Source organism: Neorhizobium alkalisoli, assembly GCF_002968635.1.
GTDB lineage: Bacteria > Pseudomonadota > Alphaproteobacteria > Rhizobiales > Rhizobiaceae > Neorhizobium > Neorhizobium alkalisoli.
The window spans coordinates 1-22406 of the sequence record NZ_PVBN01000002.1; the positions used below are offsets into that span (position 1 = coordinate 1).

The following is a 22406-nucleotide window of genomic DNA, read 5'->3' on the forward strand; positions in this document are numbered from 1 at the left end:
CCGAACGGCAGTTCTCACCGGCCACAACCGCCGCCACAACACGCTCGCGAAGATCATTCGAAAGAGCTCGTGTCATCAGATGCTGGCCTCCGCCCAGCCAGCACCTTGAATCACAAAACCGGCCCACAGGGAATCCCATCAGATTCAGTCAAGCGATGAAACGCTCTAGTTGCCAAGCTCGCCGATGATCTTCTCGGCGTTTGCGGCGAGCACTCCATTGTCTTCCATCTGTCCGGAATGCGGCTTCAGCGGCAGCCCTTCGTAGCGCGGTATGATGTGGAAATGCAGGTGGTAGACGGTCTGGCCGGATGCCGGCTCGTTGAACTGGATCACCGTGACGCCGTCAGCCTCGAAAGCTTCCTTGGCGGCCTTGGCAAGTTTCTGAACGATCGGGATCAGCTTCGAAAGCACTGTCGGATCGGCGTCCAGGATGTTGCGGGACGGGGTTTTGGGGATGACCAGCAGGTGACCCGGTGACTGCGGCATCACGTCCATGAAGGCCAGGGTGTCGTCATCCTCATAAATCCGGTGACAGGGAATTTCGCCGCGCAGGATCTTCGCGAAGATGTTGTTGGTGTCGTAGATCTGGCCGCTCATCTCGGGTCCTCTCCTTGTGTTCTCGTCAATCTTCCTGCTGGCGCTCGCCTTTGCGGAACGGGCTGTGCTCGGACAGATATTCGTTCATATATTCCACCTCGTGTCGCTCCCGCTCCAGATAGTCGGCAACCGCGCGGCGAAGCCCTGGATGGGCGATATAGTGCATGGAATGGGTGGTGACAGGCAGATAGCCGCGTGCCAGCTTGTGCTCCCCTTGCGCGCCGGCCTCGACCCGTTTGAGGCCCCTGGCCAGCGCGAAGTCGATCGCCTGATGATAGCAGACCTCGAAATGCAGGAAGGGATGGTCCTCGATGCAGCCCCAATGCCGGCCGTAGAGTGCGTCCCCGCCGATTAAGTTGATTGCGCCTGCGATGTATTTTCCGTCGCGTTTCGCCATCACCAGCAGGATGTCTTCCGGCATGCGCTCGCCGACCAGAGAATAGAATGAGCGGGTCAGATACGGCTGCCCCCATTTGCGGCTTCCCGTGTCCATATAGAAGTGGAAGAACTGGTCCCAGATATCTTCGGTCAGATCTCGGCCGGTCAGCCAGTCGATCGAAATGCCGTTGTCTAGCGCGGCGCGCCGCTCTTTCCTCAACGCCTTGCGTTTGCGCGAGGCAAGCGTTTCCAGGAACTCCTCGTGATCGGCATAACCTTCGTTGATGAAGTGGAATTGCTTGTCGGTCCTGTGCAGATAGTCGGCATCCTCGAAGGCGGCGAGCTGGTTCTCCGGAATGAAGGTGACATGCGCGGACGAAATTCCAAGCTGGCGTGTCACCTCCTGGAGACCGGCGGCCAGTGTCAGTTCGATTGCTTCCCTGTCGTAACCGGCCGAAACAAGCAGCCGCGGCCCGGTCGCCGGGGTGAAGGGCACGGCGCACTGCAGCTTCGGATAATACCGGCCCCCCGCCCGCTCGAATGCGTCCGCCCAGCCATGGTCGAAGACATATTCGCCCTGGCTATGGCTTTTGAGATATCCGGGAACCGCGCCGATCAGGGCGCCCTTGTCGTCCTCGAGCAGCAGGTGATGACCGTGCCAGCCGGTTCTGGCCGTAGCCGAGCCGGATTCTTCCAGCGAAGACAGGAAGGCATGCGAGAGGAATGGATTGTAGGGCGTTTCGAAAGGCGAGGTTCTGGAACTACCCGAAAGGCGCGACCAGCTTTCGGGGCTGATCGCGCAGAAGGACTTTTCGATGCGGATGGTGAGATTGCCGGTCATATTCTTAAATTAAGCGGCGGGAACCTCCCGCGGGTCAAAACCTTCAAACGTCATCTGGTCTGCATATTTATAGGTATGTTCGCGGCCGTTTACATCCCTCACGGTCCAGGTGATGACCGGAATTCCGCTTTGTCTCTGGGCGGTGATGAAGGTGTTTGGCAAGTGGGGGTAGTGGTAGGAGATGAAGTCGAGGCCGAGCTGCATGGCGTCGTCGTGCCGGAAGAACTCCTCCGGCTTGTCGCCCATGGCGGTCAGGCCGAGCGGATAGGGTGATCCGGCCTTCTTTAGGTCGCGCAGAATGTGATGATCGAAGCTCATCAGTGCCACCTTGCCCTGGTAGCCTTCCAGAATCTCCAGCACCGCCTCTGCAAAGCCGTCGTCCTCGCCTTCGCCGTCGCGGCCCTTGATCTCGATCACCAGCGGCACTCTGCCGGCCACCAGATCGAGCATTCGTTTCAGTGTCGGAATTTTGTCCTTCGTGCCGCCGACGGAAAGCATCCCGAGTTCGGCCGATGTCCGTTCCCGCACGTCGCCCTTGATGCCGCAGAGGCGTTCCAGGTCGTGATCGTGAAAGATCACCGGCACGCTGTCGGCGGCGAGCTGAACGTCGCATTCGATCGCGAAGCCGGCTTCGGCGGCACGATCGAAGGCGGAAAGCGTATTCTCCCAGACCTGTTGGTTCATGTCATGATAGCCGCGATGGGCGACGGGAAGGTCCTTGATCCAGGATACGGCGGTCATGCTTCGATCTCGATGATGGCGTCGACTTCGACGGCGGCGTTCAAGGGCAGGGAGGCCATGCCGACGGCTGCGCGGGCATGTTTGCCTGCGTCGCCCAGAACGTTGGCGATCAGGTTGGAGGCGCCGTTCATGACGAGGTGCTGTTCCACGAAATCCGGGGTGGAGGCGATGAAACCGTTGAGCTTGAGAATGCGGCGGATTCTGCCGAGCTCGCCGCCGAGTGCCGCCTTCGCCTGGGCGAGAATGTTGATGGCGCAGAGTTCGGCGGCCCGCTGCGCGGCAGGTACGTCCACGTCGCGACCGACGAGACCCGTCACCGCCACTTTGCCGCCCTCGAGCGGCAACTGGCCCGAAAGATAGAGCGTATTGCCGCTGATGGTGTAGGGTACATAGTTGGCGGCGGGTGCTGCTGCGACCGGAAGAGTGATCCCCAGTTCCTTCAGGCGCGCTTCGATGGCTTCGGTCATTTTCGACTCCCGTTTTGTTGTAAATTCTTCAAAAATCCTGCATCTAGGCCTTAGCTTGGTCAGATGGCGTTCTTATAACACCGCCGACTGAGTCCAATAGGAGATTATGAATGTTGCGCATGAGCCTAAGGGTGATCCTTGCCGGCGGCGTCAGCCTTTTGGCCTGCGTCTCCGCGGACGCCAACAGCGATAGCGCCTCCCGTGCATTGGTGCCGCACCGCGCAATTTACGACCTGAAGCTCAAGGACGCCTCCGAACGTTCCGGTATCGAAGGCATGGTTGGCCGCATGGTCTACGAGTTCACCGGCTCGGCCTGCACCGGGTTCTCGACCAGTTTCCGGCTCGTCACCAAGATCAATACGGGCGAGGAGACGCGTCTCAGCGACCAGCAGACCACGACCTTCGAGGACATGGCCGCCCGCCAGTTCCATTTCGAGACCAAGTCCTTCACCGACGAGCAGCTCGACAAGCAGATCAGCGGCGATGCGAGCATGGCGGAAAACGGCGTGAAGGTGGAAATCACCCAGCCGGACGGTCGTGAAGTCGATCTGCCCGCGAGCGTTTTTCCGACCGGCCATATGCTGGACGTCATCCAGAATGCCAAGGACGGCAAGAATTTCTTCGAAGCACGCGTCTTCGACGGCTCCGAGGACGGCGATAAGGCGCTGCTCACGACGACCGTCATCGGCAAGCGGCAGGAGCCGGAAAAAGACGATGTCGACGCCGACAAAGCCGGCGAATTTTCCCGGGCGCCGTTCTGGCCGGTAACGATCGCCTATTTCAACGAGGCTGCCCAGGGCGATCCGACACCCGTCTACAATATGTCGTTCAAGCTCTATGAAAACGGCGTCACCCGCGACCTGACCATGGATTATGGCGACTTCGTTCTTTCGGGCAGCCTCACCAAACTGGAACTGCTGAAACAGCAGCAGGATCCGTGCCCGGCCCCGGCCAAGTGATCCGGTCCTATCGTTGCGGCCCGGCCCGGCGATGATCCGAGCTTTTTTGCCGATACCCTTGCTTTTCCGATAAATCGCATGTATGGGCACCGGCATTCCACACGTAAGGCATGGGATCGTCCGGGAGAAATCCGGGCTTTTCCGCCGGTGGCATTCCTGAAGGGTTTGCTGTTCGCCTTGCGGAGGTTCAACCGGAAAAGGAGAAAAAGGCATGGCATTGCCTGATTTCAGCATGCGCCAGCTTCTGGAAGCTGGCGTTCACTTCGGACACCAGACCCATCGCTGGAACCCGAAGATGAAGCCGTATATTTTCGGCGATCGTAACAACATCCACATCATCGACCTGGCTCAGACCGTTCCGATGCTGTCGCGCGCCCTGCAGGTCGTGTCCGACACCGTCGCTCGCGGCGGCCGCGTCCTGTTCGTCGGCACCAAGCGCCAGGCTTCGGAACTCATCGCCGATTCCGCCAAGCGTTCGGCTCAGTATTACGTCAACTCCCGTTGGCTCGGCGGCATGATGACGAACTGGAAGACCATCTCGAACTCGATCCAGCGCCTGCGCAAGCTCGACGAGATCCTCGGTTCGGAAGCTTCGGGCTTCACGAAGAAGGAGCGCCTGAACCTCGAGCGCGAACGCGAGAAGCTCGAAAAGGCTCTCGGCGGTATCCGCGACATGGGCGGCGTTCCGGATCTGATGTTCATCATCGACACCAACAAGGAAAAGATCGCCATCGACGAAGCGAAGCGCCTGGGCATCCCGGTCGTCGCCATCATCGATAGCAACTGCGATCCGGACCTCATCGACTATCCGATCCCGGGCAATGACGACGCTTCGCGTGCCGTCGCTCTTTACTGCGACCTGATCGCTCGCGCCGCCATCGACGGTATCGCCCGTCAGCAGGGCGCCTCGGGCCGCGACATCGGCGCATCCGCCGAAGCTCCGGTCGAGCCCGCCCTCGAAGGCGAAGCCGAAGCTTAAGGCCTGTTTGGAGCGGCGCCTGCCGCTCCGCTTTACGAGTTCGACCGAGGCCAGAGATACCGCTATCCCTGGCCTCAGTTGTTTAAGATTAAGACGATGGTCTCCGCCGGCCTTGCGCCAATCGTCGAGACGATCTCTGTCGTGATGTCCTTCATCACGCTGTCATACTTCCGGGTACATTCGTCCCAAACTTTGGTGTCGCCGACGGTTTTCCGGCAATACCCAACTTAAACCGACAAGAGGCATGAAAATGGCTGAAATCACCGCTGCATTGGTCAAGGAACTGCGCGAAAAGTCCGGCGCAGGCATGATGGACTGCAAAAAGGCGCTCGCTGAAACCAACGGCGATATCGAAGCGGCGATCGACTGGCTGCGCGCCAAGGGCATTGCCAAGGCCGACAAGAAGTCCGGCCGTACCGCTGCCGAAGGCCTGATCGGTGTTGCCAGCGCCGGCACCAAGGCAGTCGTCGTCGAAATCAACTCCGAAACCGACTTCGTGGCCCGCAACGATGCCTTCCAGACCATGGTTCGCAGTGTTGCCGACGTAGCACTCGGCACCAACGGTGCCGTCGATGCCGTCGGCGCGGCGACCGTTCCGGCGACCGGCAAGTCGGTCACCGACACCATCAAGGACGCGGTTGCCACGATCGGCGAAAACATGAGCCTGCGCCGTTCGGCACTGCTCTCGGTCGAGGACGGCGTTGTCGCGACCTATATCCACAATGCTGCTGCCGATCGCGTCGGCAAGCTCGGCGTTCTGGTCGCCCTGAAGTCGACCGGCAACAAGGACGCGCTGAACGCAATTGGCCGTCAGGTTGCCATGCACATCGCAGCGACCAATCCGCTGGCGATCCGTCCGGAGGAAGTCGATGCCGCTGTAGCCGAGCGCGAGCGGAACGTCTTCATCGAGCAGTCCCGCGCCTCCGGCAAGCCGGATGCGATCATCGAGAAGATGGTCGAAGGCCGCATGCGCAAGTTCTTTGAGGAAGTTGCTCTCCTCTCCCAGGCTTTCGTCATCAATCCGGACCTCACCGTCGGTGCTGCCGTGAAGGCTGCCGAAAAGGAAGTCGGCGCTCCGATCGAAGTAACGGGCATGGCCCGCTTGCTGCTCGGTGAAGGCGTCGAAAAGGAAGAGACGGATTTTGCGGCCGAGGTCGCGGCGGTCGCCAAGGGCTGACATCCGCTGATAGGGCTTCGGGAAGTGCGCTGCGCCTACCGGAGCATCGGGAAAACAAGGGGATAGAGTCGCTTATCAATTCTGTGAAAAGATGAGCGGCCGTCTCTAAAGCGATTAAAAACGGAAGGGCACCGGGTGACAAGCCGGTGCCCTTCGTGTATCCGCAAGCCGTTTGTGTCCTCCGCAGGCAATTTTGATTTCAAGGAGCCTTCATGTCGCCCAAGCCAATCTATAAGCGCGTATTGCTTAAGGCCTCCGGAGAAGCCCTTATGGGCAGCCAAGGGTTCGGGATCGATGTCAATGTCGCCGACCGCATCGCTTCGGATATTGCCGAAGCCTGCGCCATCGGCGTCGAGGTTGGTGTGGTCGTCGGCGGCGGCAACATCTTTCGCGGGGTCGCCGTGGCGTCAAAGGGTGGCGACCGGGTGACCGGCGACCACATGGGCATGCTGGCGACGATCATCAACGCTCTGGCGCTGGCAACATCGCTTCGCAAGCTGGATGTGGAGACCGTGGTCCTGTCGGCTATTTCGATGCCGGAAATTTGCGAGAGCTTCTCACAGCGGCGCGCGGTGCACCATATGGCTCAGGGCAGGGTGGTCATCTTTGCCGGCGGCACGGGGAACCCCTTCTTCACCACCGATTCGGCTGCGGCACTGCGCGCCGCCGAAATCGGCGCCGAGGCGATCTTCAAAGGCACGCAGGTCGACGGCATCTATTCGGCCGATCCGAAAAAGGATCCCGCCGCGACGCGTTTCGAGACATTGACCCATGGCGAGGTACTCGGCAAGGGATTGGCGGTGATGGACGTGGCGGCGGTCGCGCTCGCCCGCGAAAACTCTATCCCGATTATCGTGTTCTCGATCCATGAGAAGGGCGGTTTCGCTCAAATCTTGACCGGCGGCGGCCGTAAGACCATCGTAACGGACAATTGAGGCGCGGCGCTGAAAGCCGCCAGATAATGATACGGGAGTAGACGGATGAGTGGAGCAATCGATCTCAACGACATCAAGCGCCGCATGGACGGCGCCATTGCCGCTTTCAAGAGCGATATCGCATCGCTGCGGACCGGCCGAGCCTCGGCCAACATTCTCGATCCGGTGACGGTCGAAGCCTATGGCTCTCGCGTGCCGCTGAACCAGGTGGCCAACATCACCGTTCCGGAGCCGCGCATGCTGGGCGTGTCCATCTGGGACAAGTCGATGGTCAACGCCGTCGACCGCGCGATCCGCGAATCGCATCTCGGCCTCAACCCGATCGTTGACGGCCAGAACCTGCGCATCCCGCTTCCTGAACTTAACGAAGAGCGCCGCAAGTCTCTGGTCAAGGTTGCGCATGATTATGCTGAAAAAGCCAAGGTCGCGATCCGCCATGTACGTCGTGATGGCATGGACGGCCTGAAAAAGGCCGAAAAAGACGGCGTAATCGGTCAGGACGACAGCCGGTCGCAGTCGGAAAGGGTGCAGAAGATGACGGACGATACGATTTCCGAAGTCGACCGCTTGCTTGCCGACAAAGAAAAGGAAATCATGCAGGTCTAGCGCAGGCGCCTCTCCAGCCTGATCCTGGCCGCTAAAGGAACCGCATAAAATATGGCGAATCCCGAACTTGCGATTATTCCTCAACACGTTGCGATCATCATGGATGGCAACGGCCGCTGGGCAAACAAGCGTGGGCTTCCTCGTACGATCGGTCACAGCAAAGGCGTGGAGGCGGTTCGGGAAACTGTACGTGCCGCTGGTGAGGCGGGCGTCAAATACCTGACGCTTTTTGCGTTCTCTTCGGAAAACTGGAGCCGCCCCCATTCGGAGGTCAATGACCTCCTTGGCCTTCTCAGGCGCTTCATCCGCCGCGATCTGGCCGAACTTCACCGTGAGAACGTGCGCATCAGGGTGATTGGCGATCGCGATAACCTGCGGGGCGATATCCTGCCCTTGCTCGTGGAAGCCGAGGAGACGACGCGCCACAATACCGCGCTGACGCTGGTGATCGCTTTCAACTACGGGGCCAGAGACGAGATCGCCAGAGCCGTGGCAAAGCTCGCCCGTGATGTCGAATCGGGCGTTTTGAAAGCGTCGGACATCGACGCCGACATGATCAGCCAGAACCTCGATACCGTCGGCATTCCCGATCCCGACCTCATTATCCGCACAAGCGGTGAGGAACGGCTATCGAATTTTCTGCTGTGGCAGGCCGCCTATTCGGAGCTGGTCTTCCTGCCGGACTACTGGCCGGATTTCGATCGGAATCTGTTTTTTGACGCATTGAAGGTTTTTGCATCCCGCGATCGCCGTTTTGGCGGTCTGTCGAGCAAGGCAGCCGCGGTGGTTGGTTGATGAGCAATGAACTCAGGCTTCGGATCATCTCCGCCCTGATTCTGGCGGCGATCGTGCTGGGGGCAACCTGGACCGGCGGCTTTCCCTTTCGTCTCGTCGCCGCCGCCATGGCGGTTCTGATTTATTACGAGTGGTCGACGGTTACCCGGCTCGATGAGCGGGATTTTCACACCAATGCCTTCAGCTGGGTCGCCGTCCTGCTGATCGCCGTCAATATCGTCTTTGGAGAGAGGGATCTGGCGATCCCGCTGCTCGGCGGATCCGTCATCACCGCGATTCTCCTGGTTCTGTGGCGCAAAGGCAGCTGGTGGTCGCCCGGCGGCATTGTCTACGCGGGGCTGAGCGGCATCTCGCTTTCTGCCATCCGCGCCGACGACCAGGCCGGATTCGTGGCGACGATCTTTATTTTCGCCGTCGTCTGGGCGACCGACATCCTGGCCTATTTCGTCGGCCGTGCGCTCAAGGGTCCCAAGCTGGCGCCGAAGATATCACCCGGAAAAACGTGGTCCGGCGCGATCGGCGGCGCCGTTGCCGGTGTTGTTGCGAGTTCGGCGGTAACCTTGGCCGTCTTTTCGCGACTGTCCTTCTGGACGATCGCGATCGCGTTCGCGCTGTCGGTGGCGAGCCAGGTCGGGGATCTCTTCGAATCGTTCATCAAGCGCCGCTTCGGCGTCAAGGATTCCAGCCACCTCATTCCCGGCCACGGCGGCGTCATGGATCGGGTGGATGGCCTCGTTTTCGCCTGTTTCGCGGCGTTTCTGCTAACTCTTGTCTATACGGCCGCAACAGGCCATCTTGATATACCGGTGGCCGGTTTTCTTTTCGGGCTTTGAGAACTTGTCGCCGTCGCATTTGAAACGGAAACTTTGATGGCCATCCTCAGCTTCGTCACCGGCTATATCATCCCCTTCATTCTCGTCCTGTCGCTGCTCGTGTTCGTGCATGAGATGGGGCACTATCTGGTCGGACGTTGGTGCGGGATTAGATCGACCGCCTTCTCGGTAGGCTTCGGCCCCGAGCTCCTGGGCTTCACCGACCGCCATGGTACACGCTGGAAGATTTCAGCGATTCCTCTCGGCGGTTACGTCAAATTCTACGGCGACGAGGATGTTGCCAGCCTGCCGGACGCCAGCGGCCTCGTCGGCATGACGGAAGAGGAGAAGGCGCAGACGCTGGCCGGCGCGAAACTGTGGAAAAGGGCGGCGACGGTAGCGGCCGGGCCGATCGCCAATTTCCTGCTGGCGATCGCGATCTTCGCCGTATTGTTCAGCGTCTACGGCAAAGTGGTTGCCGATCCTGTCGTTGCCGAGGTTCAGCCCAACAGCGCGGCCCTGGCCGCCGGCGTTCAGCCCGGCGACCGGCTGGTGGCGCTGGACGGTGCACGCATCAGGACCTTTGACGACGTGCGGCGTTACGTTAGCATTCGTCCGGAAACACCGATTGTCGTAACGGTCGACCGCAGCGGCCAGGAAATCGATCTGCCGATGCTGCCGAAGCGTACCGAGATCACCGACCAGTTCGGCAACAAGGTCGAACTGGGGCTGATCGGCATCGTCACCAACGAAGAGCGGGGCAAATTCCGGGTCGAGACGTTCAGCCCGCTGCAGGCGGTGGCGGAAGGCGTCAAGGAGACGGGCCATATCGTCACGGGCACAGTCCGCTATATCGGGAATCTCGTGACGGGCCGCATGAGAGCCGATCAATTGGGGGGGCCTGTGCGCGTTGCGCAGGCTTCCGGTCAGATGGCGACGCTCGGCTTTGCCGCGGTCGTACAGCTTGCAGCCGTTCTGTCCGTTTCAATCGGTCTTCTCAACCTGATGCCGGTTCCAGTTTTGGACGGTGGACATCTCGTTTTCTATGCAATAGAGGCGGTACGTGGCAAACCGCTGGGAGCCGGTGCGCAAGAAATTGCCTTTCGCATCGGTCTCGCAATGGTGCTCAGCCTGATGGTCTTCGCGACCTTCAACGACATCAGCAATCTTATTGGCTGATGCCCTTAAAATCGTTGAAGGAAACTGTTTATTCACCATGTTTGCAACTCTTGCGTGGCCATTGGGTCACGCCTGAGAAGGAAGTAAATAGAAATTAACGCGATACCTTGCTTGTAGGGCAAAAGAAGGTAAAACGACACACGTGGCCGGAGTCGGGCTCCACCCGCCGAGGGACAACGGGAAAAGGTAAGAATTGAAATGAAGGCTGGTTCAAGGTTTTTGAACGCAGTGTCGGCGTTTGCGCTGTCTGCTAGTGTTGTTGCCTCGGGTGCAGGTGTGCTGGTACTTGCTTCCGCACTTTCCGCCGAAGCGGCGGTGATCCGGAGCGTCCAGGTTCGCGGTGCCCAGCGCACGGGGGAAGAAGCCGTTCGTTCCAATCTGACCATTCGTCCTGGTGTCAGCTTTTCGAACAATGATATCGACGAGTCTGTGCGCAAGCTTTATGCGACCGGGTATTTCTCGGATGTCCGCATCAGCGTTTCCGGCAGCGCGCTCGTCGTAACGGTCAACGAGAACCAGCTCGTCAATCAGGTGGTCTTCAACGGCAACCGCAAGATTACCGACGAAAAGCTGCAGGCGGTGGTTCAGACCCAGCCTCTGGGCCCGTACAGCGAAACCATGATCAATGCCGACATCGAGCGCCTGCGCGAAGCTTATCGCGCGATCGGCCGCAGCGATGTCGAGATCACGACGCAGACCGCACCGGTCGGACAGGGCCGTGTCAACCTGGCCTTTGTCGTCAACGAGGGCGATCGCACCAAGATCGCCGACATCAATTTCGTGGGCAACCAGGCCTACGGCGACGGTCGCTTGAAGTCCGTCATCATCACCAAGGAATCCAGCCCGCTGTCGTTCCTGACCCGCAAGGACGTCTACAGCGAGGACAAGCTGCGCGCCGACGAGGAAACGCTGCGCCAGTTCTATTACAATCACGGCTATCCCGATTTCCGCGTCATCTCTTCTGAAGCGGTTCTCGACGAGGCGAACAACAAGTACAACATCACCTTCACCGTAGAAGAAGGCCAGCGTTATGCTTACGGCGGCGTTGGCGTCGAATCGACGGTGGAAGGTGTTGGCAGTGAAGAGCTGCAGGGTCTGGTCGAGACGCGGGAAGGTCGTACCTATGACGCCCGCGAAGTCCAGAAGACCATGGAGGCGATCTCCAAGCGTGTCGCCGCGAAGGGGTATCCCTTTGCACGCGTGACGCCGCGTGGCGACCGCAACATGGAAACGCACACGATCGGCGTGACCTATCTCGTCGATCAGGGCGAGCGTGCCTATGTCGAGCGCATCGAGGTTCGGGGCAATACCCGCACCCGCGACTACGTCATCCGCCGCGAATTCGACTTCAGCGAAGGCGACGCATTCAATCAGGAAATGATTTCGCGCGCCAAGCGTCGTCTGGAAGCCCTTGGTTACTTCACCACGGTCAATATCTCGACCGCTCCGGGCAGCGCTCCGGACCGCGTGGTCGTCGTGGTTGATGTGGAAGACCAGTCGACCGGTTCGTTCGGTATCGGTGCCGGTTATTCCGCCGGCGGCGACGGGTTCATGCTGGAAGCCTCCATCGAGGAAAAGAACTTCCTTGGCCGTGGCCAGTTCATCCGCGTCGCGGTTGGCGGTGGTCTCGAAGAAGCTCGCAGCTACAACATCTCGTTCACGGAACCTTATTTTCTGGGTTACCGTCTCGCGGCAGGCTTCGATCTCTTCAAGAGCTCGACCTCTTCGAACGAATATTACGACTATGACGAGCAGGGCGTCACTTTGCGTGTGACGGCGCCGATCACCGAGGATCTGGCGACGACCTTCCGTTATACCTACAAGGAAATCGATTATAGCCCAGACGGCGATTGGGACGATGTCGGCGGCCCCGGTCCGGAAGATGACAATCTTTCCGCGCCCTATCGCGATCTTGTCGAAAAAGGCGATTTTGTTCAGTCGACGATTTCGCAGACGTTGACCTACAACACGCTCGACAATCAAACGCTGGCGCGCGAGGGGATCTATGCGACCCTTACGCATGAATATGCCGGTCTTGGCGGAGATTCTGAGTTCTACAAGATCTCGGGCCGTGCACGTTACTTCCATCTTCTCTCGACGGAAGCCGACCTCATTGGCTCCGTTGCCGTCGGCGCGGGTCATGTCGTGGGAACGGGTAGCGATCTGAACGTGTTCGATCAGTTCACCATCGGTGGCCGCCAGATCCGCGGCTTCGAGAATGACGGCATCGGTCCGCGTATGCCGAACGGCGATGCGCTGGGCGGCACGACCTACTTTACAGCCTCGGCTGAAATGTCCATGCCTATGCCGGTCTTCCCGGAAGACTTTGGTTTGCGGGCCGCTGTGTTTGCTGACGCCGGGACGCTTTACGGCAATGACGTAGGCAACAGTGCCGGTGCAGTCGGCACGGATATGTCCTGGCGCGCATCCGTGGGCGCCGGCGTGATGTGGGCTTCGCCGTTCGGCAACATTCGCTTCGACTATGCCATTCCGGTCGTCAAGGAAGACTTTGACGAGACCCAGGAATTCCGCTTCAGCATGGCGAACCAGTTCTGATCGTTTCCGCCCGTCTCGACGGGCGGAAATCTGTTCCGGAGCTCTGGCTTTATGGACCAAAACGAATTCTTTCCGCCCCATGATGGCGTGAGCCTGCGCGAGCTGGCCGCCCGTCTTGGGGCCGAACTGCTCGATGAGAGCGCCGGTGGTCGACTGATCCGGTCGATCGCACCGGTAGCCCGCGCTGGTGAGGGGCAGCTCAGCTATATTCTCTCTCGCAAGAGCCGTCATGAACTGGAAACATGTCAGGCCTCCGCCATTCTCTGCGATACGGCGATTAGACCGATTGTTCCGGACCACATTCCAGTTTTGCTTTCCAAGGCGCCTTTGACGGCCTTTGCGATGGCCGGTGCTATTCTGCACCCCATTGCGATGCGACCGGCGCCTGTCACATCCGCACCATCAGGTATTTCGCCTGCGGCCTATGTCGATCCGACGGCGATGCTCGAGCCGGGCGTCGAAGTCGAGCCCATGGCCGTGGTCGGCGCCCGCGCCGAAATCGGCAGCGGCACGCGGATCGGTGCGGGCAGCGTGATCGGCGCGGACGTCAAGATCGGCCGCGATTGTACGATCGCGGCGGGTGCCAGCGTTCTTGCGGCTCTGATCGGCAACGGTGTCATTATCCATAATGGCGCGCGTATCGGCCAGGATGGTTTCGGCAATGCGCCAGGCCCCAGGGGCATGCTGAAGCTCGTTCAGATCGGACGCGTCATTATTCAGGACAATGTAGAGATCGGTGCCAATACCACTGTCGATCGCGGCGCGATGGACGATACCGTCATCGGTGAGGGCACAAAGATCGACAATCAGGTGCAGATTGCGCATAACGTCCGCATTGGTCGGCATTGCGGCATTGCGGCTGGCGTTGGCATTGCTGGATCTGCGAAGATCGGCAATGGCGTGTTGATCGGTGGCGCGGCGGCAATCAACGGGCATATCACCATTGGTGACGGCGTCCAGCTCGCTGCGTTTAGCGGCGTGATCGGTTCGGTGCCTCCCGGCGTTGTCTATGGTGGCATTCCGGCGCGGCCGATGAAGGATTTCCTCCGCGAAATGGCGGATAAAATGGCACAGTCGGACGAGCGCGCAAAGCGCAAAGGAGAGAAGAAAAATGACTGATGAGACCAAGCCGATGCTCGGCGCGGCCGATATTCAGGAAATCATGAAGCTGTTGCCGCACCGCTATCCGTTTCTTCTGGTCGACAAGATCGTTGAGATCGACGGTGACAATTCCGCGATCGGCATCAAGAACGTGACCGCCAGCGAGCCGCATTTCACCGGCCATTTCCCCGATCGGCCGATTATGCCGGGCGTGCTCCTGGTCGAGGGCATGGCCCAGACGGCCGGTGCAATCTGTGCGCGCAAGGAAGGCGAGGGCGGCAATCTGGTGTATTTCATGACGATCGACAACGCCCGCTTCCGCAAGCCGGTGATACCGGGGGATCGGGTGGAATATCATGTCACGAAGCAGAAGCAGCGTGGCAATATCTGGAAGTTTCATTGCGACGCCAAGGTCGATGGCGCACTCGTCGCAGAGGCTGATATCGGCGCGATGATCGTGCGTAAGGACGCGGAATGAGCAAGATTGCTGCCAGCGCGCGGATACACCCCCTTGCTGTGGTCGAGGACGGCGCCGAGATCGGCGAGAATGTCGTTGTCGGCCCGTTTTCGCATGTGGGGTCGCGCGTGGTATTGAAGGATGGCGTCGAGCTGTCCTCGCACGCGGTAGTAGCCGGTAATACGCAGATCGGTCGCAATTGCCGCATTTTTCCGATGGCTGTGATTGGCGGCGTCTCGCAGAGCCTTCACGAGGCGGGAGAGGATTCCTCGCTCATCGTCGGCGACAATTGCACGATGCGCGAAGGCGTGACCATGAACTGCGGCACGGTCGGCGGCGGCGGCAAGACCGTGGTCGGCAGCAATTGCCTCTTCCTTGCCAATTCGCATGTGGCGCATGATTGTCAGCTCGGCAGCGACATCATCATGTCGAACAATGTCATGCTGGCTGGCCACGTCCATGTAGGGGACAAAGCAATCCTCGGCGGCGGCTGCGCCGTGCACCAGTTTACCCGCATCGGCCGCCAAGCTTTCATCGGGGGACTTTCGGCTGTCAACTACGACGTGATCCCATACGGAATGCTGAACGGCAATCCGGGGATCCTGGGCGGCCTGAACGTCGTAGGCATGACACGCTCGGGCGTGGAGCGCGCGACGATCCATACCGTACGCCGTGCCTACAAGCAGATCTTTGAAGGCGCAGGGAATGTCCGCAACAATGCAGCGGCAATCCGCGACGACTACGCCGATTGCAAGGAAGTGATGGAGATCCTCGATTTCATCGCTGCTGACAGCGAGCGCGCACTTTCTTCCCCCTTCCGCAGCAAGAGCTGATCGGCCATGCCGGGCCTCCCGAGCCTTGCGCCGAAGGGGCGACTGGCGATCATCGCGGGGAATGGATTTCTACCGACCTATCTTGCCGAGGCTGCACGGGGCGGCGGAGAAAACCCTTTCATCATCTCGCTCCGCAATGAGTCCGATCAGCGCTTCGATGATTTCGAAGCGGCTACGGCCAGCATTGCCGACATCAAAAGCTTCGAGAGGATCTTCAAGGAAAAGGGCATCGATCGGGTCGTGCTGTCCGGCGGTGTGACCCGAAGGCCCGACTGGCGAGATATCCGGCCGAACTGGAAGGTGCTGCGCAAGCTGCCACTCTTGCTCCGTACGCTGGTCTCCGGTGGAGATGATGCGCTGCTGCAGGTGGCAATCGGCATCATCGAAGCGCAGGGCTGCCGCGTCATAGGTGCCCATGAGGTTGCGCCAGGGCTTCTGGCCAGAACCGGCCGGCTCGGTGCCCATGCTCCTTCGCAGGACGATATTCGCGATATCGAAAAGGCGGCCGAGGCCGCGCGCAGACTGGGCGAACTCGATATCGGCCAGGGGGGCGTGAGTGTCGGCGGTCGCGTCGTGGCGCTTGAAGGCGTCGAGGGAACCGATCGCATGCTCGAGCGCGTTACCGCTCTGCGCGCAGAGGGGCGCATTTCGGCTCGTCGCAAGGGTGTCCTGGTGAAATTGTGCAAACCCCAGCAGGATATGCGCGCGGATCTTCCCACGATAGGTCCTTCCACCGTGGAGAATGCTGTGAAGGCAGGGCTTGCCGGGATCGCCGTGGAGGCCGGGCGGGCACTGGTGCTCGAAGAGCAGAAGATGGTTGCCGCTGCGGACGCTGCGGGTATCTTCGTCTGCGGCATCGACCTTGGTCTGCCGCAGGGAGGATTGTGATGGCGAAGAGCTTGAAGGTTGGCGTCGTCGCCGGTGAAGTCTCGGGCGACCTCCTGGGCGGCGATCTCATTGCGGCGCTGAACGCCGCCCATGAGGGACCCGTCGAATTGGTAGGCGTCGGTGGCGATGCGCTGGCGGCGCAGGGGCTTGCCTCGCTTTTCGATTTTTCCGAACTGTCGATCATGGGACTGACCCAGGTGCTTGCCCGCCTGCCGAACCTGATCAAGCGGATCACCCAGACCGCCAATGCGATCATTGCCGCCAAGCCGGACGTGCTTGTCATCATCGACAGTCCGGATTTCACCCATCGGGTTGCGAAGAAGGTTCGGGCAGCTCTGCCCGATCTGCCGGTCGTGGATTATGTCTGCCCGAGCGTCTGGGCCTGGAAGGAATACCGGGCAACCGCCATGCTTGCCTATGTAGACCATGTTCTGGCGGTTCTGCCGTTCGAGCCGGAAGCGATGAAGAGGCTCGGTGGGCCTGAAACCACTTTCGTCGGCCACCGCCTGACGGACGATCCGGCGCTGCTCCGCGTTCGGAGCATCCGCGCGGAACGCCCGGTGAAGTGGAAGGGAGAGGAAAAGACCATCCTGCTTCTGCCCGGTTCGCGCTCTGCCGAGATCAAGGCGCTTCTGCCGGTTTTTGGGGAAGCCGCGCGTGAATTCGTCTCCCGCAATGGCCCCGCGCGTTTCCTGTTGCCAACGGTGCCGCGACAGGAGGGACTGGTACGCGAGATTGCCGCGGCTTTGCCGATCAAGCCGGAGATCACCGTGGATGCGGATAGCAAGTGGACCGCCTTTACCGAAGCCGACGCCGCAATCGCCGCGTCGGGAACCGTGATCCTTGAGCTTGGCCTGTCGAACGTGCCGGTCGTGTCGGCCTACAAGGCCGATTGGCTGATCACCTTGATGTCGAAGCGCATCAGGATCTGGTCGGGCGCGCTGCCCAATCTGATCGCCGATTATCCGGTGGTCCCGGAATATATAAACGACGTCGTACGCCCGGGCAGTCTGTGCCGCTGGGCCGAACGCCTCTCCTCGGATACCGCCCAGCGGCAGGCGATGATGGAGGGTTTCGATCTGGCCTGGCAGCGCCTGCAGGTGCCGGTCCCACCCGGTGAAGCGGCGGCCGGCATCGTCCTCCAGGTTCTGGACACGAAAAAACCCGGTCATCGCTGACCGGGTTTTTTGTTTGCGCGGCGTTTGGATCAGCGCTTGGAGACCGGCACGTAGTCGCGCTGCGGTTCGCCGGTATAGAGCTGGCGCGGACGGCCGATGCGCTGCTCCGGATCTTCGATCATTTCGGCCCACTGGGCGATCCAGCCGACGGTGCGGGCGAGAGCGAAGAGCACCGTAAACATCGTGGTGGGGAAGCCCATCGCCTTCAGCGTGATGCCCGAATAGAAGTCGATATTCGGGTAAAGCTTCTTCTCGATGAAGTATTCGTCGGTGAGCGCGATGCGCTCCAGCTCCATGGCGACCTGCAGCAGCGGGTCGTCCTTGTGGCCGAGTTCGCCGAGAACCTCATGCGTCGTCTTCTGCATGATCTTGGCGCGCGGATCGTAGTTCTTGTAGACGCGGTGGCCGAAGCCCATCAGGCGGAACGGGTCGCTCTTGTCCTTGGCGCGGGCAATGTATTCCGGAATGCAGTCAACCGAGCCGATTTCCGTCAGCATGTTGAGCGCTGCCTCGTTGGCACCGCCATGCGCCGGACCCCAGAGGCAGGCAATGCCGGCCGCGATGCAGGCGAACGGATTGGCGCCGGAGGAGCCGGCGAGGCGGACCGTCGAGGTCGATGCATTCTGCTCGTGATCGGCGTGCAGGATGAAGATGCGGTCCATGGCGCGCGAAAGCACCGGGTTGACCACATATTCCTCGCAGGGCACGGCAAAACACATGCGCAGGAAGTTGGACGCATAATCCAGATTGTTCTGAGGATAAACGAACGGCTGACCGATGTGGTATTTATAGGCCATCGCAGCGAGCGTCGGCATCTTGGCGATCATCCGCAGGCTGGCGACCATGCGCTGGTGCGGATCGGTGATATCCGTGGAGTCGTGATAGAAAGCCGAGAGCGCGCCAACACAGCCGCACATGACTGCCATCGGATGAGCGTCGCGGCGGAAGCCGGTAAAGAAGCGGCTCATCTGCTCATGGACCATCGTGTGATGGGTAACGCGGTAGTCGAAGTCCTTTTTCTGGGCAGCCGTCGGCAATTCGCCGTAAAGCAGCAGATAGCAGGTCTCCAGGAAGTCGCCATGCTCGGCGAGCTGCTCGATCGGATAACCGCGATGCAGAAGGATGCCCGCGTCGCCGTCGATATAGGTGATCTTGGACTCGCAGGATGCCGTGGAGGTGAAGCCCGGATCGTAAGTAAAGGCACCGGTCTGCTTGTAGAGCGAGCCGATGTCGATCACATCAGGACCGATCGAGCCAGACTTTACCGGCAGGTCGACGTGCTTGTCACCGAGTGCCATATTTGCGCTTTTACCCGTCATGCTGATCCTCCAACCTTTTGGCGGCGTGGCGCCTAAAAAGCGCCACAAGAATTAAGCGTCCAATGCCTTGCTATATGATCCGAAAGCTCATGCCAAGCAGTCCTTGGTAGCATTTTGTGCAGCGCGGCAGGATATGAGGCAGCCCTATATAATTGGGCATCCAACTTCCTAGTGCAACCCGACCGAGCTCTTTGGGATTGCTTAGCTTTTGCCGCCAGTTGACGGCGCGCGAGGAAACGCGCAGGTTGTATTATCGCTCAGTCGGGGCAAATTGGGTCGAGCGTTTCATGCCGGAAGACACAGCGTTTCCGAAGTTGGTGGGGAGCAGGGGGGCGATCTTCCGGCAGGCCCCCGCTTTGCCGGATGCGGGCGCATCCGGACCTCATGCCTTGGAACCCTTTTCGGAACTTCGCCCACGTCTGGAGAAACGCTCGGCGACGTATACCCGCAGCCATTCGCTGCTGCGCGGAATCCGCCGGCTGCACCTCAGTTTTCCCCGCATGTTGGAGGAGGAGGCAGCCCACGGACACGCCTTTCTTTTCGTCCCCGTCCTGGTCGGCGCCGGGGCCGCCGTCTGGTTCGCGCTGCCCGACACGCCGCCGTTCTGGCCTCTCTTCGTAGCCTTCCTCGTCTGCCTGATGCTGGCGGTCGCCACGCGTCATACCTCCGGCATCTTGCGTATCCTTCCTCCCGCTGCCGCACTTTTTCTTGGCGGGACGATGCTTGCTGAACTCGAGACCTGGCGCCGGGGTACCGTTGTTCTCGATTCCCCTGTGACGACCGAGTTGACCGGCGTGGTCGAAAGGCGGGAGGTCGATGCCCGCGGGCGATGGCGTTATATCGTACGCGTCGAGCGTACCTCCGGTCCTGAAATCCGGCGCCCGCCGGAGCGCGTGTCGCTGCTCGCGCGGGCGCGCCACGAGGCGGTGCAGACGTCAGATACGATTAGCGGCAGGGTCCGTTTGTCGCCTCCATCCGGACCGGCGCTTCCGGGCCTCAATGACTTCGCCTTCTCCTCCTATTTCGACGGGATCGGCGCCGTTGGTTTCTTTTACGGAGCTCCGAAAAGGGGCGGCGATCCAGGACTGCCGCATGGATGGCTTTCGGAAGCCGCGCGCCGCCTCTTCGATCTGCGCAGCATGATCGCCGGCCATATCCGCGCTACAGTGCCCGGCGACGCAGGCGCCTTCGCGGCGGCGATCGTCACCGACGAGCGGCGGGCGATTTCCGAGGAGACCGTCGAAGCGCTCAGGCTTTCCGGCCTTGCTCATATCGTCGCGATCTCCGGGCTCAATATGGCGCTTGCCGCGGGTATCTTTTTCGTCGGCGTGCGCACGGTGCTTTCGCTGTTCACGCCACTTGCCCAGGCTTTCCCGGTGAAGAAGCTTGCGGCTTTGGGCGCTCTCCTCATGGCGACCGCCTATTATCTTATTTCCGGCTTCGGCGTCTCCGCCGAGAGGGCCTATATCATGATGGCGGTGATGCTCGTCGCGGTCCTCTTCGACCGGCCGTCCATCAGCCTGCGCAATGTCGCGCTCTCCGCGTTGATCATTATCGCCGTATCTCCCTCGGAAATCCTCGGCCCCAGCTTCCAGATGTCCTTCGCAGCCACCGCTGCGCTGGTCGCCGGTTACGCGCTTTGGAAACATCGATCGGAAAAGCGTGATCCGGAGCGCCTGCCGTTCCGTCACCCTGTGATCATGCCGATGCTGGCCGTCTGGAATTTCACCGCCGGCATTTTTGTCACCTCATTGATTGGCGGAATCTCGACGGCGATTTTTTCAGTCGAGCATTTCCACCGCATCGCCACCTACGGCTTGGCTGCCAACCTCGCCGCCATGCCGGTCATTTCCTTCGTGGTCATGCCGTCGGGGTTGATCGGCATGCTGCTGATGCCCTTCGGGCTCGATGCGCCGTTCCTGAAGCTCATGGGTCTCGGCCTGGAAGCCGTGATCGCGATCGCCAGGCATGTCGCGGCCTGGGGCGGGGACGTGGGCATTGGCCGGCAGCATCCCTGGTTCCTCGTCGTCGCAACGGCGGGTTTCCTTCTGCTGACGCTGCTGAGAACCCGGTTGAGATATCTCGGCATTCCTCTTCTCGCAGCCGGATTGCTGCTGTCATGGCAGGAGCGGTCAAAACCTATTCCGGATATCCTGATCTCGGACGATGGAACCATGATTGCCCTGAAGGGTAGTCCCGGCATCGCCACCAATCGCAGCCGTCCTCCGGACTTTGTTTATGATCAATGGAAGCGGGCGCTTCTGCTTGGAGACCCGGTGAAACCGGAATTGCTGCCCGCGAAAGACAGGTCTCCGGCCGGAGACAAATTGCCGGAAAGCAAGACTGGAGGAAATCCGCTGGCTTCGAACAGCTCCGGCGAGCGCGACGAACTGACGAAGGACGAGGAAGAGACGGCAAGCCGCCAGATGAGGGAGGCACCTGTCGGGCGGTTCATCTGCGCGCCGCGAGCCTGGTGCGCATCAAAAACCGCCGAAGGCGTGATTGTCGTTCATGTGGAGGATGGCCGTTATGCCGGCACTGCCTGTGATGCTGCGCGCATCATCGTCGCTCCACGCGCCCGATTTGACCGCTGCCGTTCCGGAGCGCTGATGATCAACGGCAAAGCGCTCAGGACCGCGGGGGCGCTCGAATTGTTTCTGGACGGTTCCCCGGACATTCGCCGCTGGCGGCTTCACGCAGCGCTCCTTGGTGAGGAGCGCCCGTGGACCCGCCATCGCCATTACGACTGGCGACGTCAGATCTTCGATTCGTCCCTGCCGGAACCGCTCGGCAAGCTGGTCAGTGATAGCGGCGGATGAGGCCGACCAGCTTGCCCTGGATCTTGACCCGATCCGGCGGGAAGATGCGCGTTTCATAGGCCGGATTTGCTGCTTCGAGCGCGATCGATGCCCCACGGCGACGGAAGCGCTTGAGTGTCGCTTCCTCCTCGTCCACCAAGGCGACGATAATATCGCCCGGATTTGCCGTATTGCCGTTTCGGATGATCACGGTATCGCCGTCGAGAATGCCGGCCTCGATCATCGAATCGCCCTTGACCTCGAGCGCATAGTGCTCGCCGGATCCGAGCATCTCGGCGGGGACGGCAATATCATGCGTATTGTTCTGGATGGCAGAGATAGGAACACCGGCGGCGATCCGGCCCATCACGGGAACCGTGGTCGAATTGGAGCTGTCGTCGTTGGCGGCTGGCTTCGCAGGGGCGGCGGCCGGTTGCGGCTTGCCAAGGCTGCCCTCGATGACGCTCGGCGAAAAGCCTCGGCGTGGCTGAAGGCTGGGCGCATAGGCTTCCGGCAACTTGATGACTTCCAGCGCGCGCGCCCTGTTCGGCAGGCGGCGAATGAAGCCGCGTTCCTCGAGCGCGGTGATCAGCCGGTGGATGCCCGACTTCGACGCGAGGTCGAGGGCATCTTTCATTTCGTCGAAGGAGGGCGGTACGCCGGATTCCTTCATGCGTTCGTGAATGAACAGAAGCAATTCCTGCTGTTTGCGCGTGAGCATCGTCGGCACCCTCAAGAGTCGGAAACAAATCAAGAACGAACACTATATGTTCCATATGTGTTCCGCAAGTCCCTAAATTTTCGTGAAGT

21 protein-coding genes are annotated in these 22406 nt (G+C 60.4%); 15 read left to right on the forward strand and 6 right to left on the reverse strand.

The features are described from left to right. Positions 1 to 165 precede the first annotated feature (165 nt). The 4 genes from C5L13_RS04505 to C5L13_RS04520 are packed head-to-tail and all read right to left on the reverse strand — an operon-like array spanning position 166 to position 3024. Positions 166 to 597 (reverse strand): HIT family protein, encoded by a 432-nt coding sequence (locus tag C5L13_RS04505; RefSeq protein ID WP_105382088.1) that lies wholly within the window; start codon positions 595 to 597, stop codon positions 166 to 168. Between the two features lie 25 nt (positions 598 to 622). Continuing rightward, a complete protein-coding gene (locus C5L13_RS04510) occupies positions 623 to 1816 on the reverse strand; it encodes a GNAT family N-acetyltransferase (RefSeq protein WP_105382089.1) in 1194 nt (397 codons plus the stop codon). Positions 1817 to 1825: 9 nt separating this feature from the next. Next, a complete protein-coding gene (locus tag C5L13_RS04515) occupies positions 1826 to 2557 on the reverse strand; it encodes a glycerophosphodiester phosphodiesterase (RefSeq protein ID WP_170117208.1) in 732 nt (243 codons plus the stop codon). Beyond that, positions 2554 to 3024, reverse strand: a complete 471-nt coding sequence (locus C5L13_RS04520; protein WP_105382090.1) for a RidA family protein — start codon at positions 3022 to 3024, stop codon at positions 2554 to 2556. Before C5L13_RS04520 ends, C5L13_RS04515 begins: the two co-directional genes overlap by 4 nt. Positions 3025 to 3134: 110 nt before the next feature. Here C5L13_RS04520 and C5L13_RS04525 point away from each other — a divergent pair, with 110 nt between their 5' ends. From C5L13_RS04525 to lpxB, 14 genes are all read left to right on the forward strand, one after another. Beyond that, entirely contained in the window at positions 3135 to 3983 is an 849-nt protein-coding gene (locus C5L13_RS04525) for a cell envelope integrity EipB family protein (RefSeq protein WP_105382091.1), read from the forward strand. Between the two features lie 211 nt (positions 3984 to 4194). After that, positions 4195 to 4962 (forward strand): 30S ribosomal protein S2, encoded by a 768-nt coding sequence (gene rpsB, locus C5L13_RS04530; protein ID WP_105382092.1) that lies wholly within the window; start codon positions 4195 to 4197, stop codon positions 4960 to 4962. Between the two features lie 250 nt (positions 4963 to 5212). Beyond that, complete coding sequence (gene tsf / locus C5L13_RS04535) at positions 5213 to 6139, forward strand: translation elongation factor Ts (protein WP_105382608.1); 927 nt, start codon at positions 5213 to 5215, stop codon at positions 6137 to 6139. Between the two features lie 212 nt (positions 6140 to 6351). Further along, positions 6352 to 7074 carry a UMP kinase gene (gene pyrH, locus C5L13_RS04540; RefSeq protein WP_105382093.1) on the forward strand — a complete coding sequence of 241 codons (723 nt, stop codon included), beginning with the start codon at positions 6352 to 6354 and terminating at the stop codon, positions 7072 to 7074. A 45-nt stretch (positions 7075 to 7119) separates the two neighbouring features. Next, the gene (gene frr, locus C5L13_RS04545) at positions 7120 to 7680 is read left to right on the forward strand and encodes a ribosome recycling factor (RefSeq protein ID WP_105382094.1); all 561 of its coding nucleotides are present in this window, start codon (positions 7120 to 7122) and stop codon (positions 7678 to 7680) included. Between the two features lie 51 nt (positions 7681 to 7731). Beyond that, positions 7732 to 8475, forward strand: coding sequence for an isoprenyl transferase (locus C5L13_RS04550; RefSeq protein ID WP_105382095.1), 744 nt, complete (start codon positions 7732 to 7734; stop codon positions 8473 to 8475). Further along, positions 8475 to 9308, forward strand: coding sequence for a phosphatidate cytidylyltransferase (locus C5L13_RS04555; RefSeq protein ID WP_105382096.1), 834 nt, complete (start codon positions 8475 to 8477; stop codon positions 9306 to 9308). Before C5L13_RS04550 ends, C5L13_RS04555 begins: the two co-directional genes overlap by 1 nt. 36 nt (positions 9309 to 9344) lie before the next feature. After that, a complete protein-coding gene (rseP, locus tag C5L13_RS04560; protein WP_105382097.1) occupies positions 9345 to 10466 on the forward strand; it encodes an RIP metalloprotease RseP in 1122 nt (373 codons plus the stop codon). A 198-nt stretch (positions 10467 to 10664) separates the two neighbouring features. After that, complete coding sequence (gene bamA / locus C5L13_RS04565; protein WP_105382098.1) at positions 10665 to 13022, forward strand: outer membrane protein assembly factor BamA; 2358 nt, start codon at positions 10665 to 10667, stop codon at positions 13020 to 13022. 51 nt (positions 13023 to 13073) lie between these two features. Further along, a complete protein-coding gene (lpxD, locus tag C5L13_RS04570) occupies positions 13074 to 14141 on the forward strand; it encodes a UDP-3-O-(3-hydroxymyristoyl)glucosamine N-acyltransferase (protein WP_105382099.1) in 1068 nt (355 codons plus the stop codon). Continuing rightward, a complete protein-coding gene (fabZ, locus tag C5L13_RS04575; protein WP_105372515.1) occupies positions 14134 to 14601 on the forward strand; it encodes a 3-hydroxyacyl-ACP dehydratase FabZ in 468 nt (155 codons plus the stop codon). The genes lpxD and fabZ overlap by 8 nt, the downstream gene beginning before the upstream one ends. Continuing rightward, complete coding sequence (gene lpxA / locus C5L13_RS04580) at positions 14598 to 15413, forward strand: acyl-ACP--UDP-N-acetylglucosamine O-acyltransferase (RefSeq protein ID WP_105382100.1); 816 nt, start codon at positions 14598 to 14600, stop codon at positions 15411 to 15413. The genes fabZ and lpxA overlap by 4 nt, the downstream gene beginning before the upstream one ends. A gap of 6 nt (positions 15414 to 15419) precedes the next feature. After that, positions 15420 to 16301 (forward strand): LpxI family protein, encoded by an 882-nt coding sequence (locus C5L13_RS04585; RefSeq protein ID WP_105382101.1) that lies wholly within the window; start codon positions 15420 to 15422, stop codon positions 16299 to 16301. Continuing rightward, positions 16301 to 17479: a lipid-A-disaccharide synthase gene (lpxB, locus tag C5L13_RS04590; protein ID WP_105382102.1), complete on the forward strand. Its 1179-nt coding sequence runs from the start codon at positions 16301 to 16303 to the stop codon at positions 17477 to 17479. The genes C5L13_RS04585 and lpxB overlap by 1 nt, the downstream gene beginning before the upstream one ends. A gap of 29 nt (positions 17480 to 17508) precedes the next feature. On the opposite strand, the gene gltA is transcribed toward lpxB, so the two are convergent. Further along, positions 17509 to 18798: a citrate synthase gene (gene gltA, locus C5L13_RS04595; RefSeq protein ID WP_105382103.1), complete on the reverse strand. Its 1290-nt coding sequence runs from the start codon at positions 18796 to 18798 to the stop codon at positions 17509 to 17511. A gap of 287 nt (positions 18799 to 19085) precedes the next feature. Between gltA and C5L13_RS04600 the strand changes: the two genes are divergently transcribed. After that, a complete protein-coding gene (locus C5L13_RS04600; protein WP_105382609.1) occupies positions 19086 to 21617 on the forward strand; it encodes a ComEC/Rec2 family competence protein in 2532 nt (843 codons plus the stop codon). On the opposite strand, the gene lexA is transcribed toward C5L13_RS04600, so the two are convergent. Next, positions 21598 to 22317 carry a transcriptional repressor LexA gene (lexA, locus tag C5L13_RS04605; protein WP_105382104.1) on the reverse strand — a complete coding sequence of 240 codons (720 nt, stop codon included), beginning with the start codon at positions 22315 to 22317 and terminating at the stop codon, positions 21598 to 21600. The two genes, C5L13_RS04600 and lexA, sit on opposite strands and share 20 nt — an antisense overlap. Positions 22318 to 22406: the final 89 nt, after the last annotated feature.